This is a genomic window from Microbacterium sp. A84 (assembly GCF_051842815.1).
Lineage (GTDB): Bacteria > Actinomycetota > Actinomycetes > Actinomycetales > Microbacteriaceae > Microbacterium.
In genome coordinates, this window is record NZ_JBPXMS010000001.1 from 1,489,721 (window position 1) to 1,506,835 (window position 17,115).

Here is a 17,115-nt window from a genome sequence, read left to right on the forward strand (position 1 = left end):
GTCATCGGCTTTCTCAGACGCGGTTCACGGCGACGCCGGACACGGGATAGGGGTGTCCCAACGGGCCCTGTGCGATACGGTCCTGGATGATCTCGTAGGAGATCTCGGGATGGAACACCACAGACATGTCTGGCGCGGCCCCGCCATCCTCCTGCAGCGACTGGTCGCCGAAGACGGCACGCCACGGAAACTGCAGCAGCTGCATCGCAAGCGTCGCGGCATCCTTTCTGCTGCCGATATTGGTCTCATCTACCTCTGCGAGCCGGTTCATCAGCTCTCCGATGTGGACGACGCCAGGAGCACCCCTGCGGAACGGGACCGGGACGGTCTCGCTGAGACCGTCCCCGTTGGTGACATCGCGAGTGCGAGAAGTCATCGACACCCTGCCGCTGGGCGCCGTGGTGTCCTCGAATCCGAACTGCACGCCGGCGCGGGGCTCCTCCAGGTGCACGACCTCCGGCACGCCGTCGAAAAGGACGAGCAGGACGGCGGGCGCGAGGCGCTCGAAGCGGAGCACCTCCCGCTTTTGCATCGCGCGCTCCTGCGCGGCAGCATTGGCCGCGTTCCCCATTCCGACATGCTCGTCATCGGCATGCAGCGGGCCAGTCAGCCGGTAATTGTCTCGGCCGTATCCGCGCACGGTCATCGCGGGCCATCCCGAAACTAGGCGCGAGCGGAGCAGGAATCCCGAGATCGGACCCGCTGGACCCGACGGGACGTTCGCGCCGCGCTCCCAGCCAGGCAAACGCACGAGTCGCTCTGCCTCATCGACTTCAGGGCGCAGCATCGGGTAGATCGCCTCCAGCGTCGCGCGATCCGCCGTCGTGACAGTGCCGACGGAGAGGGCCCCCTCGACCAGGGCATCCGTCCACCCACGATCGACGTGGAAAAAGCGGATCGACTCCGGTGGGAGGAGCGTCGCATCGGCGACCAGATGGCTGAACGGAACAGCCTCCAACAGGCGCAGACGCGCAAGCCACAGCCGCAGCGCGCGCGGCGTTCGCCGTGGCCCAGGGTCCGGCGCGTCCTGTACCTCCTGTTCCGGTTCCATCGTGGCGAGGATGTGCGTGGTCATCTCCGCCACCGCGCTCACGAGCTGCGCGGTCGACAGCGTGACGCTCATCTCATCCTCCCGAGAATGTCCGATATTTCGATACCGCCCGATTGGAGAGCATCCGCTCCCTCGATCAGCTCGGCGACGAGGCCCTCCATCGCGATGCGTGCCCCGGCGAGCTCGGCCGCTTGGTCGCGCTCGGCCCTCGCGAGCGGGGTCGAGGCCAGCTGCCTGGCGAGCTCTTCCGCCGGCACCGTCAGATCGACGTCCAGTGCCAGCCCCTTGGCGAGGCGCGTCGCCCTCGACCGGGTGAGTTTCGCCGTGTCGTCGCGCGCGAATCCCGCGTTCACGGCAGGCAGCGGCGACGCGATCTCTGCGGCCGAGGCATCGAGCGCCGACAGCAGCCCACGGATGAACTGCCTGCCGGTCGGCGCCTTCTCGAACCGATCAGGAGTCGGCCCCGGCAGGTCGATGCCGACCGCGATCGGTATCCCCTGCCGCAGCGGGTCGACCATTCGGATGCTTTCGCGCAGCGCGCTCGGCAGCTGTGCGAAGACGTGGGCCTGGACCGCGGCGGTCGCAGCCGCGGCAAACTTCTCGCGCCGCCAGCGTGCAAGCAGCGCAACGACTCCCGGCCTGCTCAGTGCCAGCAGGCGCCCGATCTCGAACGCTGAAGAATAGGTGAGATCCTGCAAGCCGTCCGGGACGATCAGCCGCAACTGGTCGGCGTGATGCGCAAGGACCACTCGATCGGAGTCACCGGGGGTGGGTCTCACACTCGGATTGGGGATCAGCGGCCCGCGGAAATACGCCTGACTTTCGTCGCCGACGCGGGTCCGATAGGCGGTGACGATGTGGCCCGACTCGGTCACCAGCGGCAGCGGGCGGTTCGACGGCGGTTCGGTGAGGGTGGGCAGGTCCTTGGTGCGCGGTCCGCCATCCGGGTCCTCTGGTGCAGATGCGACATGGCCGAGCAGCCGCGAGGAGACCTCGTTCGCAAGCGTTGCGAAATCGCCGTCGCCGTCGCAGGTGAACGACCAGGACGTCAGCACCGGGAAATGCCGCACCGTATCGAGCAGCTCGTAGGGGAAGTTGAGCAGGCCGAGAAGTGGCTGCGCAGAAACGCTCGTCACGCCCGCTGTGACCGGAACAGTCATCGACACGTCGCGCTTGGTGCCCGCAGCCCACACTGCTCCGGTGTTCGCGACCGCATAGCCCGCGACCGCCTCGGTCGCAGCGACGGAGCCGACCTGCGTCGCCCCCATTACTGCGGCATCCACGCTGACGGGGTGAGTATTGGCGAGCACCTGTGTGAACTCGCCGATGTCGAAGACCACGCTGAACGGGTCGAAGGAGTTCTCGACGGCTGGGTCGTCCGGCAGGTGCGCGGTCTGCGAATCGATGTTGATGAGGCACGCGGTGTACGTCACGCCCGCCTGCGGTAGACGATTGCACAGAATCACTGCGAGCCAGCCGTCATCGTCGCCGATGGCGAGTTCGGTGTCGCTCATGTCGACTTCACGCACGTGCGTGAGCAGCGGCAGGTCGTCTGCGGTCGGGAAGGTCCTGGTGACGACGGACTGCGGAACCTTGAGATACGAACCCTTCGGAGTGTCGAACACGTCCGGATGCGGCAGCGTCGTCCCTGACGTCACGCACTCCGCGACCGGTCGGTCGACGACGATCGTTCCCTCCCCTGGCCCGATGAGCACCAGGGCGAGCCATGGCATTGGCGCTCCCCCCTGCCCCGGCGGCATGGACCACTCCCACGGCAGCGTGCGCCGCTTGATCACGATCTGCGGCAACCGCCTGCTGTACGCGCCACGAGAGCCTGAGGGCGGATAGGTGGAGAGCACCTGGTCCGGCGGCAGCTGATATCGCGGCCCCTCGACGTCGAACGCACCCTGCAGCGGCTCGAACGTGCCGACCGGCGTACCGATCGGCTGCGGAGCCGCTGCGGCCTTGTCCGCGACGTCGATGATCTCAATCTCCCCATCGACGACGTACCTGCCGATCGGTATCGGCGGGATGGCAGCCGGGTAGATGCGGAACGTTCCTGCCGGTGGCCTGCTCATGACTGCCTCCAACGGATGCGTGTGGTGCCGGCGCCGGATGCCGAGACCGGGCGATCGAGACCGGCGAGCCCGCGGGCGCCGATCGCGTTCGCGAGCCACCGCGCTGCGGCCTCGGGATCGGATTGCGCCCCCACCAGCGGAGCGGATGCCGCAAAGACACCGGTGACGTCGCGCCCATCTTCGACGGAGGCGTTGACCACGACGACGCCCGGCCCGCTCTGACGGATCGCGAAGACAAGCACCGAGGTTCCGTCGGTGTCCACGGTGACCAGCGGCGCACCGAGTGGTTCTGCGTTCTCCAGCCCGACCGCGACCCCGTCGGAACCCGACCCGGTGACCCCCACCGCGATCGCGGCGATCGCGCGGTCCACGGCGGGGGCCCTCAGCGTGGTGGTCGTGGGGGCGAGGTCAGCGGTGATGCCAGACGGTGTGGTCCACGAAGTGTCGACATCCGCCGCCGTGCGGGCGAAGACTCCGACCGCTGCGACAACGCATCCGACACCGACCAAAGAACCGGCGGTCGCCGAGGGCAGCATGCTGGTGTCGTGCCAGCCGCCGTGCACCGCGACGCCTGCGGTGGCAGACACGTCCGGACCGGCAATGACCGTCAGGCCGCTTGCGCCGGCCGGAATGATGATCGCCTGCTCCCGCGTGTAGTGGGAATCGGAGAGCACGATGCCGCCGCCTCCGAAGCAAACGATCCGCGCGCCGCCCTTCTCCACCCGCAGCGCGGGCCGCGCGGTGCGCCCGTCACGGGCCGCATCCGGAACCTCCAGCATCGCGACATCGCCGTCGCGGAGCGTCCATCCCCGATCCGTCAGCTCCTGCGAGGCGCCGCGCACGGTGCGAACGCTCCCGGGATCCGCCAGCCGGGATGCCGTGCTCGCGGCGGTCGCCGTAAAGACGGCGGCAGGCAGCGGAGTGCTTGCGAGCACCGTCGCACCGGACACCCTGGCTGCGGAACCGGCCCGGACGAGCCGGGTGGCGATCGCGCCGTCCAGCGAGGACGCCACCGCGGCCACGCTCGGCGCCGTCATGCTGCGTGCAGCGGCCTTGCCTGCCAGCGTGGACATCAACGCCGCGGAGACGCTGGTGCCGCCGATAATCGCGGCCGCGACGCTGTCGTGCAGCACGGGGGCCGTCATCACCGTGCGAATCCGGGCGGGACGAATCTGGTGCGCGGCCACCGGCGATACGGTGACGTTTGCCATCGCGGGCTCTGGTGTGAGCAGCCCCAGGTCCTGACCGAGCGATCCCAGCCGTACCGGGGCGGCAAGGGCGGCCCGCCAGTCCTGCGCCCTCAGGTGACCGATGCCGCCCCGATCCGCGAGCAGGCCCATCGCGATCGTAGTGTCATCAGCGCCTCCGGATGCTGCGCGCAGCGCCTGCACTGCATCCGCGGTCAGCGCCGCGCCCTGCTGCATCGCCGTGCGCTGGAGGGCAGCGACCGAAGGCAGCAACGGCAACACTCGCCGCCTGCCGGTGCGCACCTGCCGGTATTTGATCGCCGGCGGCGCTGGCGTCATCGCGATGACGGCTTCGACGTCGATGGAGATCGTGTTCGGCGCCTTCAGCAGATCGCCCTGAGGGACGGTCTCCTCGTCGGGCATCGGCCCCCACACGCCGATCGGGAAGTCGCCGGTCGCGTGCGCTCCTGTTACACCTGGCAGCTCGAGGTAGTCGTTCGGATCGGACTCGTCGATCCCGCCGGAGGCGCTTCGCGCTCTCGCCCTCAGCGTCAGGCAGGTGAGAACCTGCCCCTTGCGCATGGGGGCGACTGCCATCGGCAGGATACCTGGCAGCGCGAGCGCGCCCGACGAGGTCACCGGTCCTTGGGCCGTCTTCAACGGCGCCCCGCGGTACCACGTGATCGGCACGGTCGAGGTGAGCGTCACCTGGAACTCCGCCACGACGCGGAACGGGCGATCGGGCTGCCCATCCGGAGACGCGGCCCCTCCGGTGGCGGCCCCGCCCGCCGGCGGGATCGTGCCCTTGCCGGTGATGATGCTCAGTGCGCGCGCCGTGTTCGACCCGGCATCCTCAAGATACTTCTCGAGGAACTTCGGCCAGTCCAGCGGCTTCGGCACGCTGACGGACGGTCCGATCTCCAGCGTCACCTCTGCCGGTCCGATCTCCAGTGTCGCGATCACGTGGAATGGGGGACCGGTGAGAGTGACCCGCGCTCCGATGTGCACCGAAAGGGTGATCTTGCCGATCCACACGTCGATCGTGATGCCGGCGTCGATCGAGGCATAGATGGTGACGCTCAGCCAGAACGGATCGAAGTAGATGATGGCATCCGCCCCGAGCACAACGTGCGCCCATGCGGGGCCGAGCTCCGCATGGATCTCGATCCGCACGCCAGCCATGAGCGCCTCGCTGGTCAGCGCGAAGTACGACTTGCCCATGATGACCACGAAGTCGCCAATGGAGACCTCGATGCCGAGGCGCGGGACGACCGGGTATCCCTCCCGCACGAAGTCGGGGTGGTAGCCGCCAATGGTGAGCACGAACTGACCCTTGTTGGGTCCGGCGAACCAGGCCGTGAACGCGAAGCCGCCGGTGAGCTTTACGCTCGGCAGCAGCAGCCAGGAGTTGTCGGTCAGCTGCGCCTGGACGAGGATGATGCCCTCGCGGCTCGACACTCTGGCGACGAGGGCGAGTTCGATCGACACCAGCGTCAACTGCGGACGCGGCAGGGCCATACGGGCAAGGCCGAGAATGCTGAGCTCGAAGCCGTTTCCGAACTCGATGGCCACCACCACGATGCCGTCGACCAGCACGAAACTGTTGAACGAGAGACCTGCAGCGAACCAGAACGATCCGCGTTCCGGCGGGAATTTCGTTCGCAGCTCCGCGATCTCCGCGAACGGATCGACGTCGGTGGCGGCGGAATCGAGCACGCGGATGAGGGGGAATGTTGGGAATTCGTTCAGGTCGGTCGGAATCTTTAGACGCCGGTTGACGCCGAATCCGCCGGCGATGCCGGTGATGAAGAAGGCGGGCACGCCGCCGATCGGCCCGTTGACACCGCCGATGAGGAAGAGCGAGAGGTATTGATCCTCCCCCTCCCCAACCTGCCCGAACCCGCCGTAGACGGTGAGCCCGTACGTGCCGAATCGGGCGAGCAGCATGCCGAGGTACTCGGTGCCGCCCTCGAGGGGCTCGAACTTGCGCAGTCCGCCGGCGAGAGTGAGCCCGCCCACATCGGCCGAGATCGCGAACCCTTCGACGTCCACCGCCCAGGAAGCCGGTGCGAACGGGCTGCCAGGCGCGTGATAGGTGAGGGAGAGATTGTCGACGGCCGCCGCGAATCCGAACAACGAGACGGCTCCGTCGATGAGCACGCTGATGCGGGTGATCCCGCCGTCCGCGGTCGTGACATCCAGACCGACCTGTTCGAGATAAATCGGCCCGAACTCGCGCTGCACCGTGAGCCACCACGGTCCCGGTGCGGTGCCCGCTCGGACGTCGAACTCGAACGGCACGTCCGGCTTTTTCAGGATGCTGAGCGACGGGCTGAACGCGGGCTTCGGCGCATCTTCGCCTGCGCCACCCGACGGCATGACGCCTTCGGCGATCGGATTGGATCCCCCGCCGCCGCCCGCACCGCCGAGTGCCAGCCCGAGGCCTTCCAGAGCAACGCTCACTCCACCGCCGAGTTTCACTCCGTCGGCGGTGTCTTGGATGCTCCCGTAGGTGAGCAGTTGCACGGACTCGATGCGCAGGCCGGCATCCAGCAGCGGCCCGCTCACTCGGGAAAGCCGGATGCCGAGACCGCGCACCTCGATGCCGAGGGCGATCTCGACATCTGCTGCGCCGAGGGTGATCATCGGCACGCGGATCCCGGCTGGACCACCATCCTCATCGTCGATCCACGCGGCATCCGCGACCAGGCTCACGACGACGTCGTCGCCGCCCAGCGGCGTCTCGGCTGCGACATCGAGGCGGAGCCCGAGCAGCGTCCGCCCTGCGTCCGCCGGTTCCGCGAGGATGCCGACTCCGTAGCCGCCGCCGAGGGGCACTGCAGGCAGCGCGGGTGCGAGATTGGCGGCGAGCCGCCCGACACGCGCAAGGAGTGCGCCGGGCTCGTCGAGGTCATCGATGATGCCGAGATCGAGCCTGCCGCCGATGAGCACTACGCCCTCGATCACGTCGCGCAGGGGTGTGCCTGCAGGGGCGGGCATCGGCAGCGTGGTGTCGTCGAGGAAGTCGGAGACGTCCTCGAGAGAAAGGACTACGTCGGCGGCGAGCGAGAGCATGGTGCGCGCAAGCGCGGCTGCCACCGCCTCTGCCTCTTCGAGCACTCCGCCACTCGCGGCGAGGAGCGTGTCTGGATCGATCTCACCGATCTCAGCCACCAGCGCAAAGACGAATGCGGCAGTGCCCGTCCGCGTCAGCCGGGCGATGACCCGCGACTCATCGCTCGCGGCCAGGCCGACCTCGATCGCAGTGGCGGCGGGGGTCCACGAGAATCGGGCGAGCGGGGTGAGCATGACCGGCCCGATCGGAATCTGGGTGGGGCCGATCACCGCACTCACGCGCTGCACGCCGACCGGGGTGATCCTGGCGCCGCCGTGGATCGCACCGAGCACCGGGATGCTGTCGCAGGCAACGTCGATCGAGATCGCGCCTGCAGAGGTTTCCCATTCCAGCCGCACTCGGGCCTCGGCTGGTCCCGCTTCGATCGCGAGCACGCCACCGGTGACGGTGACCTCGAACAGGTCTCCGACGTCGAACAGCGCCTCCGCTGCGTCCCGCAGTAGGCCGAGCGACTCGCCCACCGCAGCGCCGAGCGCCGCCTGCAGTGCGGCGGTCGGGGCGGTCGCGAACGCCGCGAACCTTGTCGCATCGAACGTCGTGATCCCGCTGGTCGCTGTGGCGAGCCCGAGGGCGCGCCCCGCGGTCGCGACGACCCGCGCAGCAATCTCGAGGGCGTCATCCGGTACGCCAGCGGGGTCGTGAGACGCGAGGGCGTCGAGCAGACGCGGCAGGGCTGCGACGGCCGCCGTGGTGGCGAGGTCGACGGCGGAGCCGACACCGTGGCCGCCCGGGCACAGGGGGAAAGCGGCACCGCCGGCGCGACGAAGTGCGACCGCGAGGCCGATGGCGTCGCCGACACCGCCCGCCTGCGCACCCAGCGTCACATCGAGCGAGCCCTCGGCGGTGCCGACCGTGAGCGTCGCCTCCGGCACCACCACCCCATCTGCCCGGACGAGGGCCGCTCCGGTGAGACCAAGGACGAAGCCCGGCGCCGCTCCCGAGAAGCGTGCAGCGTCGACCTCGACGCCGACGCGGAGCGCTCCGTCGACGGTGCGCGCGGTGAGATCGAACCCGTCGACGAAGCTCAGCCGGCCTGGAGTCGTGGTGATACCGGCAAGGGATGCCGCGGCATCCAGCAACTGCGGGAGCGCAGCCGCCGCACCGCCGACCTGATCGCTCAGCCACCCTGCCGGATCCGCGATGAGCCCGCCCGGCCAGACGAGGCGGTCACCGTCGAGAAGCCCTACGGTGCCGAGCAGGCCGTCCACCAGCGCGCGCTCGGGCGAGCCGGAGCCGAGCGTTCCCCGCAGCGCGCGGGTGGCGACGGCCAGCGCCGCATCCCGCGCGAAGGTGAGCGCCAGCTCCCCGATCCGCAGCCCAGACGCGAGAGCCGCCTCCGGCGGCCACAGCGGGATCGCTTCGCCGAAGGCGTCGTATGCGAGGCCCGCAGACACCACGAGTTCGTCGCCGCCAGTGAGGCTCGCCTCGATCTTGAGGCCGCCCGTCCAGCCGAGTTCGAGGCCGAGCGAAACGCCGGCGCGCGATGCGGAGAGCTCCAGCGAGATGCGCGGAGCCGCCGCATCCGCAGACGCGACTTCGGCGTGCGCGCCTTCCGTATGCACAGTGAGCGTGCGGGCCGCGAGGTCGATGCTCGCCACTGCGGGGCCCACCTGCACTTCGACCGTGGAACCCGCGTCGGTCCGCGTATCGCCGATCGCGTCACGGAGGGCCGCGGCGAGCGCAGACGGCGCACTCGCGAGCGCCGTCTGCAGCACGGCACCAGGGTCGGACAGGAAGGTCGTGAGCGTGACCGCGTCGAACCCGCCGTCTGGGCCGATGAGTCCCAGTGTGCGCAGCAGATCCAGCAGTGCACGGGCGGCGGTGTCGACGACAGCGCCTGGAGCGCTGGCGGCAGACGAGGCGACTTCACCGGCAGCGCGGCGCAGCGCGGTCGCGAGCTCGCCGAGCAGCGCCCGCGCCTCCGGCAGCAGGGCACCGGTGTCGGAGAGATCGATGACCCAGCGAGCGCGGCGCACACCGAACACGAACGCGTCGTGCAGGATGAGTCGGCCGTTGCCGCGCGGTGCGGCTGCGGCGCTCCCGCCCACGGCCGGGAGCGGGATCTCCGCCTCGAGCGTGACCGCGCGCAGCCCGAACGGCCGTGGCACAGGCGCACGCCCCGGGTCCGGTCCCCCGATGAGCCAGCGTCCGTCCGCCCAGAGGCGAAGTCGCGGCGCGATGCGACGCGGGATGTCTCCGCCGGCGAGTGCCGCACTCGCGAAGGCTGCGAGATCGAGGTCCGTGTCGAGCTTCGCCCGCAGCCCGCCCGGCTGATCCCCCCACGCGAGCGGGATCCGCACGCCGAGTCGCGAGAGCGCGGCTTCCGCCGTAGCCGGTACCGCCCGCACAGCGCTACGTACATCGAGCGCGCGGCGCACGAGCGCCGTGATGGCCTCGCGCACCGCATCGGCGTCGATCCGGCCGACGATCGCGCGGACGTCCAGCCCTGCGGGAAGCGCACGCACCGGCGCCGACAGCTCTGTCAATGGATCGCCGCGCACGTCGCGGCCGAGGAGTGCGGCGACGAGGTCGCGTCCTCGCCTCACCGCGGCATCCGCCACCGCATCCAGGGGTTCCCCGTCATCGCCGAGGTCGGCGAGCGAGGCAAGCAGTCGGAGGCCCTGGGAAGCCGGCCCTGAGTCCAGGTCGCCGAGGGCGAGCGGGCTCCACGGTGTGCCGACGGTCAGCACTGCGGCAACGTCGCTGCCGGCGGCTGCGGCGACCGCAACGCGTCCGGCTGCGCCTCCTGCGACGATGACGACGGGGCCCCCACCGGACGAAAGCGCGGCGAGCGCAGGGGCGAGCCGCGCCACCTGCGCGTCGAATCCGGAGTCCGCCGTCACCACCGCGCCCTGGACACTGCTCGCTCCTTTGCCCGCAAGGCGCACCACGGTGATGCCGACGGGGGCGACGCCGGGCAGCGGGAAGGATGCCGCGGGCGCCCCGGCCGCAGTCAGGTCGACATCGAGTTCGATCGCGGCGTCGCCCCGCGCGGGCAACAGTGTGGGCTCACCCTCCGCTTCGACGCCGACCAGCACGAGGCGCGCCGGCGCCGAGCCGAGCACGCTGGCCACGGCGTCGCGCACTCCGGCGCCGTCCAGCGGCATCCCGTGCACGAGACCGTCGATGCGGGTGAGATCCAGCCCCGTCGGCAGCGCGGCCGTCGCGACGGCGACGACGCCGTCGGTGTCCGCCCAGCGCGCGACGAGCCCCTCAATCATGTCCGGACCGAGCGAGCGCCCCGCGAGCAGGTCGGCGAGGACGTTGTCGATCCCGGCGTCGACAGCGAGCCCCTCCAGCAGCTCGGTCGACGAGGGCAGTGCGTCGCCGGGTGTCCAGCCGTTCAGGATGCCGGTGACGCGCGAGACGAGCCGCTGGGCGTCCTCCCCGGCGACGCCAGCGAGGAGCTCGATACCCGGCAGGACGAATCGCAGCGGATCGTCCGCGAGTCCCGCAGCGTCTGGAATGTCGAGGCCGACGAGCCTCGCCACGCGAGCGACCGCCCCGATGAGCCGATCAGGATCGGTGACCTCGCCCGCGGCGGGGTCGATGCCGAAGGCAGCAGCGCACCAGCGCCGCAGTTCCGTGGCGGGGTCGGCGACCAGCGCGGCGATCGACAGCGTCTCTCCGCCGGGCGCGCCCCCTCCGCCGGCGTCACCCCAGGCGACAAGGTCGCGCAGGGCGACGAGCGCATCGGAGCCCGCAGCCGTGAGAATCCCCGCACCGAGGTGCTCGACCGCGGTGGCGAGGGCGACAGATGCCGCATCGCCCCACGCGGCTGCGGCATCCACTGCCTGCTCGGCGAGAACGTGCGCGGCATCCATCGCCGCATCCGCAACGGCCTGCTCTGCGACCTCCGCGAGCGGGGTGGCTCCACCCGCGAGTACCCCTGCCGCGTGAAGGGTGTCCAGGTCGACAGTGACCGACCCGATGCGCAGTTCCGCCTCCCGCAGCCAGGGTGTGACGGCAGGATCCGCCCCTGGACGCCAGCGGACGCGGGCGCCGAGTCCCCGGGTGCGCACCGAGACCTGCTCGTCACCGAGCTCGATCGGAGATGCTCCGGACGGCACCACCGATACGGCGGCGGCGAGGTCGCCGAGCACGGATGCCGACGGATGCGACGGATCCAGGTCCGCACGCAGCAGAGCCACCCGCGCGTCGAAGGCGAAATCGATCGATGGTTGCAGCTCCTGGTCGACATGAGCCGAGAGCGCGACGGCGATGCGGGTTCCGACGCGGACGAGCTCCAGCACGAGGCCGGGCACGAGCATGAGTCGATAGGGGTCTTTGGGGGTTCCGGTGCCTTCGACAGGCAGTGCACGGCCCGCGTCGGAGGCGAACGCGTCGCGCAGCTGCTCGAGCACGCCCCGCACGATGACCGGTGTCTCGTCGAACAGTTCCAGCCACCGGTCCCTGATGGCGCCGATCGGATCGGACAGCAACCGCACCGGGTCGATCTGCGGTGTCGTACCGCCGTCCAGCCCGACGAGTCGGCCGAGCACGCCGCCCACGTCACCGAGCTGGTCGAGCAGCACCTCCGCGGCGTCGCCGAGCACCGTGCCGCCTGCGGCCGCGAGCGCGTCGCCATTCGACAGATCGAGCACGTCGTAAGGCGTCGTCCCCACGACGGCGTTGCGGGCTGCGAGCACGAACTGCGGTGTGCGGTCTGCGGTGAGCGCAAAACCAGCGGTGATGCTGCCCACGCCGATCGACAACCCGCCGACGCTCTGGGTAGGAAGGAGCGGTCCGCCCTCCCCCGCGATTGTGGCGACGACGCGAAGGCTGGGCAGCGCGACGGCAGCCCCCGATGCCAGATCGAGCGAGATCGGTTCGACCTCGGCGGCGAGCTCGACACCGGCCGCTGCGGCCGCGACGATCGCGATCACCGGCGTCACCACGGGGAGTCCGGCGGCTCCGGGAGCAGTGCGCACGGCGACGCGCAGCCGGACCGTGCTCGTGAGGTCGACGTCGACCGCCGGTAGTCCATGGAGTGTCGACGATGTGCCGCCCAGCAGCGTCCGCAGATGCGCGAACCAGGCATCGCCGGAACCGCCAGACAGCGCGAGACCCCACCACCGTGCGAGCGCACCAGGGCCTTCCGCTACGAGTTGCGCAATCGGGAAATCGGGGACGCCGTCGGCTGCGACGAGACCGAACAGCCCGCCGAGCGCGCGCACCGGGTCACTCCCACCGAGCCCGTCCAGTTGCGCACTCACCAGCCCCATCACGAACTGCAGCAGCGAATCGCCATGATCCGCGAGAGAGTCGGGCGCGACGACCACGTCGACGGGTTCAGCGGCCCCCGGCATCCGCAGACCGCGCAGCGCCAGGTCGAGGTCGGGAAGCGCGCCGTCGGTGGGGATGCGCAGCGTCAGCTCGGCCGCCCCGAGGCTGAGCCCGCCGGGACCTGGGGCTGCTCCCGTCGGCAGGTCGATGCCGACGTCGAGGCGGATCACGCCGTGCTCGGTGCCGAGCAGGAGCGGCTCGGTGGACTCTGGCCCTCCGCCGGACGGGGGCTCTCCGGATGCCGCGAACAGCGGCACTTCCAAGTCCAGGCGTCCGCCGACCTCCGTCGCGGAACCTGCCAGCCGCACCCGCACGAGCAGCCCGATATCGAGGAGTTCTGCGCGCTCGGTGAGCGTGCCGAAGACCTTGACGACGCCGATATCTGCGATCGGCATCAGGGTGCGATCGCCCTCCGCCGTGGCATCCTCACCGCCGAGCAGAGTGTCGATCACCTCGATGAGCGCCGCGCGCTGCTCCGGGTCAGAGAGCATCGTCTTGAGGTGAGTGTCCGGCTGAGAGAACCAGCCCGGTTTCGTGACGCCGAGGGCTGTCGCAATCCCACCGATGTCGCCGAAGAGATCGCTCATCTGCGTGCCTGCGCCATGCCGAGGCCCATCCGGTCGAAGGTGTGGCGTGCTTGGACGCCGAGCGAGAAGCCACCCGAAGTGGCGAACCACCGGCTGGGCACGAGCGCGGCACCGTCCTCGTCGTGACCGAGAGTCGAGCCCATCGCTGCAGACACGTCGATCAGCGCCCGCCAGGCAAACGCAGTGAGGGCATCTGCCCAACGCTGGGTGACTACGTCAGGGCCGCGCGGCGGCGTCGCCGCGAGCATCGCCCCGGTCGGCCGCTCCACAGTGCCGACCACAAGGTCCACCCACACTCTCGCCCTGTGGCCGCCGCGCGCCGGCAGCTCGTCACACGCGACTTCGACGGAGACCGTGACGACGCCCTCTGCTGTGTCAACCCGCACGGTGTCAAGCAGTACGAGCAGCGCATCCGGCCCATCTCGCCACAGCACAGCGTGCGGGGCATCCTGCTCATCCCCGCGGAACCCGACTGAGCGCCAGGCGCTCTGCGCCGCAGCCGCCTGGATAAGCGCGGACATGCGCTTCTTCTCCAGCGGCACCGGTGCCGATTCCTCGCCCGGAGCGAGCGGGGTGGGAAGGACGTCTGGGCAATGCGTGCGCAGATACTCGACCGCTTCACGGCATCCACGCGAAAGCGGGCCGTCGTCTAGCTCGGGCGGTGCGTGGTATCGGTGAGTGCACTGCGGCAGATCCGCCAGACGCAGGCCCTTGCCCGCTTCCGCACGCAGGTATGCCGTGCCCCGTTCGTTGACCGCGACCAGCAGCGGCACATACAGGGGTGGTCCGGAATGCGTCAGCGGCGGCGGACCCTGCAGAACGAAACGCAGGCCGCTGCGCGCGAGTGCGACGGCCTCGGCCAGCGGCAGATGCCACTGCCGGCCCCGCGCATCGATTCCTCCGATGGAGTCGATCGCACGCCCGTCGTCGCTGCCGTCCGGCACCCTGCACCGGACGATCAGTGAAGTGGTTGTGACGCCGTCCCCCAGCCCCCCGGCGCCGAAATCATCACCCATGATGAGGTTCTTCTTTCGCGAGAACGACGCCAGGGTACACCCGGGCCGCCTCGCGCAACAGGGGAACGCGGAAACTCACCTACCGCGGGTTGTTACGCCTCGGCGAGTTTCACCTCCTGCGTCCTTCCCGGATGCGACGCCCGGCGTAACAGTGCGACATACTCTCAGGATCGACGCAGCAGCCCGGCGTGCGAAGGGTTCTGCTCGAACCATTCGGCCACGTACCAGCAGACCGGATCGACCCTGCGCTCCCCTCGACTCTCGATGTCGGCGACAGCCCCGGCGACCACACGTGCCGCATGCCCGTGCCCGCGGAAAGTCGGGATTGTGAAGGCTCTGGTGAGCGCGATCGTCTTCCCGTCGTCGCGATAGTCAAGAGCGCTGACGAGCACTCCATCGCGCATCAGCGTGTAGCGCGAAGCATCCTTCTCATCAGTGAGGATGAAGCCGTCGATGGTGCTCGAAATGGTCACATCTCCACGCTATATCTCAAAGTCACGCGGGGACTCGTTTTGACACGGTGTGACTTCGTCAGTAATAATCCACCCATGACCACCAACGCACGCCCTTTGTCCGCCCAGGAGGCGAACAGGACTGCCGGGATGATGATGCCCGGCTGCGTTGGCATGTGTTGCCGAATGTGTAGCTGACCCCAGCCGCCCCGCCCGGCTCGACGATTTTCGCGATCTGCGACGTCTGAGCCACCGAGCACCCACCTGCGTGCTCGCTCCCGGCCCTCCCGGTCATTCACGCAACACATTCGAGCCGTATCGGCTCACCCTTCGCAAGGACTCATCATCATGTCGAACTCTGCACTCCTCGAGCGTCCCGCCACCCGCACCTCTCACCTCCGTGCTGTTGCGCCCATCGCCGAGCAGCCTGCTCCCGCTCCCGTTGCCACCGCTGATCTTCCTGCTACCCGTTCTCCTCGCGGCTTCGCCCTGTACGTCGGCCTCGACGAGATCAAGGCCGCCGAAGCCGGCGTCAGCCTGCCGCTTCTCGTCGACGCACTCCGTCGCACACTCGCCGAACTCGCTCCCGGCGCTGAGACGCACGCCACCGTCGCTCTCGCACCGCACGGTTCGGGTGGTCGTGACCTTGACGTCGTCCGCCTCGCTCTGCAGGAGCCCGGTGCGATCGCTCGCACCAAGGCCGCAGAGGAAGAAGAGCAGGATGAGAACTACGGCGTCACCGTAGACATCTCCCGCAAGCGTGTTCTGATCGACGGCGATTCCGCTGCGTTCACCTACAAGGAGTTCGAACTGCTGCAGTACCTCGTACTTCGCGAGGGCCGCACGATCGAGCGCACCGAACTGGTGGGCGCACTCTGGCAGTCGCCGGATGACGAGACCCCCGGCGAGCGCACCATCGATGTGCACGTGCGTCGCCTGCGCGCCAAGCTCGGCCGCTACGAGGACATCGTGCGCACCGTGCGTGGCGTCGGCTACCGCTTCGACCGTCACGCCGACGTCGTCATCCGTTACGGCCACGGCACGCCTTCGCCTGACCGCTTCTGAGTTCAGCCAGCCGTGGGTTCTGTCGGACGTGCCGCGTAGGGTGTTCGCATGTCGATGACAGCGGATGCCGTGCCTGATGCACCGGCCCCCGCAACTCCGATCACGACGACGTACCACCCCGCACATCCACTGAACCTCTTCCGCACGGTCGGCGTGCTCATGCGCGGGCCGAGGGATCCGACGATGCTCGTCGATGGCGTGACACTGTGGCGCGCCAGCCGCACGCCCGAAGGCATCGCCACCCTGGCGCTGCGGCAAAGCGGCGAGGGCATCCATGCCACGGCGTGGGGCCCTGGCGCATCCTGGATGCTCGAACAGCTGCCCGTGCTCTGCGGCGCTGACGACGATGCGAGCGGATTCGACGTGTCAGGGCATCCGATTCTCGCCGACATCGCCCGTCGAACTATCAGCAGCCGCCTCACCCGCACCGACCTGGTCTTCGACGCGCTGGTGAGTGCCACGATCGAGCAGAAGGTCACCTCGCTGCAAGCCTTCGGTGCCTGGCGCGTGCTCATCACCCGCTTCGGCGAGCGCGCCCCTGGTCCGACGCCGCGACCGATGTTCGCACCGCCCACGATCGATGGGTGGCGCGGCATTCCTTCCTGGGCATGGCATCGCGCCGGTGTCGAACCGCCGCAGTCCCGCGCGATCGTCCGCGCGGCGGAGCGCGGGCAGCGCATCGCCGATGCTGTGATCGCAGCCGAGACCGGCGCCGACCGAGACCGGATCCTCACCAGCCTGCCCGGAATCGGCGCGTGGACAGCGGCCGAGACCCGCATCCGCGCGCTCGGCGACCCCGATGCGGTCAGCATCGGCGACTACCACCTCGCCCACGAGGTCGGCTTCGCGCTCACCGGTTCCCGCGTCGACGACGACGGGATGCTGGAGCTCCTCGCTCCCTGGGCAGGCCACCGTCAGCGTGTCATCCGCCTCATCCTCGCCGGCGGCCCCCGCGAGGCCCGGCGCGGGCCGCGCCTGGCGCCCGAGGACCATCGCACGCGCTGACCACTGGGCTGACCACTGGGCTGACCACTAGGCTGGCCGCATGGCAGCGACGAAGAAACAGCGGTGGACGTGGCTTGGTGGCACCATCGCCCTGATCGTACTCGGCGTGGTGATCGGACTCATCCTGCAGAACGTGTGGCTCGGTCTGCTGCTCGCTGGGATCGTCTCATTGGTCTGGCTGATTGCGGCCGAGTCGAAAAAGGGCGGCAACAGCGGCGTCAACGACGAGTCCCGCGGCATCGAGTTGTAGCG

General features: G+C 69.6%; 8 protein-coding genes. 3 read left to right on the forward strand and 5 right to left on the reverse strand.

Features of this window, described 5'->3' with window-relative positions; translation table 11 throughout:
• Positions 1-13 precede the first annotated feature (13 nt).
• The 5 genes from ACSU04_RS07265 to ACSU04_RS07285 form a co-directional block, all read right to left on the reverse strand.
• A complete protein-coding gene (locus tag ACSU04_RS07265; protein WP_439288910.1) occupies positions 14-1,123 on the reverse strand; it encodes a hypothetical protein in 1,110 nt (369 codons plus the stop codon).
• Positions 1,120-3,129, reverse strand: a complete 2,010-nt coding sequence (locus ACSU04_RS07270; RefSeq protein ID WP_439288911.1) for a hypothetical protein — start codon at positions 3,127-3,129, stop codon at positions 1,120-1,122. The genes ACSU04_RS07265 and ACSU04_RS07270 overlap by 4 nt, the downstream gene beginning before the upstream one ends.
• Complete coding sequence (locus ACSU04_RS07275) at positions 3,126-13,325, reverse strand: DUF6603 domain-containing protein (RefSeq protein ID WP_439288912.1); 10,200 nt, start codon at positions 13,323-13,325, stop codon at positions 3,126-3,128. The genes ACSU04_RS07270 and ACSU04_RS07275 overlap by 4 nt, the downstream gene beginning before the upstream one ends.
• Positions 13,322-14,341 carry a hypothetical protein gene (locus ACSU04_RS07280; RefSeq protein ID WP_439281425.1) on the reverse strand — a complete coding sequence of 340 codons (1,020 nt, stop codon included), beginning with the start codon at positions 14,339-14,341 and terminating at the stop codon, positions 13,322-13,324. The genes ACSU04_RS07275 and ACSU04_RS07280 overlap by 4 nt, the downstream gene beginning before the upstream one ends.
• A 164-nt stretch (positions 14,342-14,505) precedes the next feature.
• Positions 14,506-14,814 carry a GNAT family N-acetyltransferase gene (locus tag ACSU04_RS07285; protein WP_439281426.1) on the reverse strand — a complete coding sequence of 103 codons (309 nt, stop codon included), beginning with the start codon at positions 14,812-14,814 and terminating at the stop codon, positions 14,506-14,508.
• 327 nt (positions 14,815-15,141) lie between these two features.
• Between ACSU04_RS07285 and ACSU04_RS07290 the strand changes: the two genes are divergently transcribed.
• The 3 genes from ACSU04_RS07290 to ACSU04_RS07300 are packed head-to-tail and all read left to right on the forward strand — an operon-like array spanning position 15,142 to position 17,113.
• Complete coding sequence (locus ACSU04_RS07290; RefSeq protein WP_439288913.1) at positions 15,142-15,858, forward strand: winged helix-turn-helix domain-containing protein; 717 nt, start codon at positions 15,142-15,144, stop codon at positions 15,856-15,858.
• A gap of 48 nt (positions 15,859-15,906) precedes the next feature.
• The gene (locus ACSU04_RS07295) at positions 15,907-16,863 is read left to right on the forward strand and encodes a DNA-3-methyladenine glycosylase family protein (protein ID WP_439288914.1); all 957 of its coding nucleotides are present in this window, start codon (positions 15,907-15,909) and stop codon (positions 16,861-16,863) included.
• A 40-nt stretch (positions 16,864-16,903) separates the two neighbouring features.
• Positions 16,904-17,113 carry a hypothetical protein gene (locus ACSU04_RS07300; protein ID WP_439288915.1) on the forward strand — a complete coding sequence of 70 codons (210 nt, stop codon included), beginning with the start codon at positions 16,904-16,906 and terminating at the stop codon, positions 17,111-17,113.
• Positions 17,114-17,115: the final 2 nt, after the last annotated feature.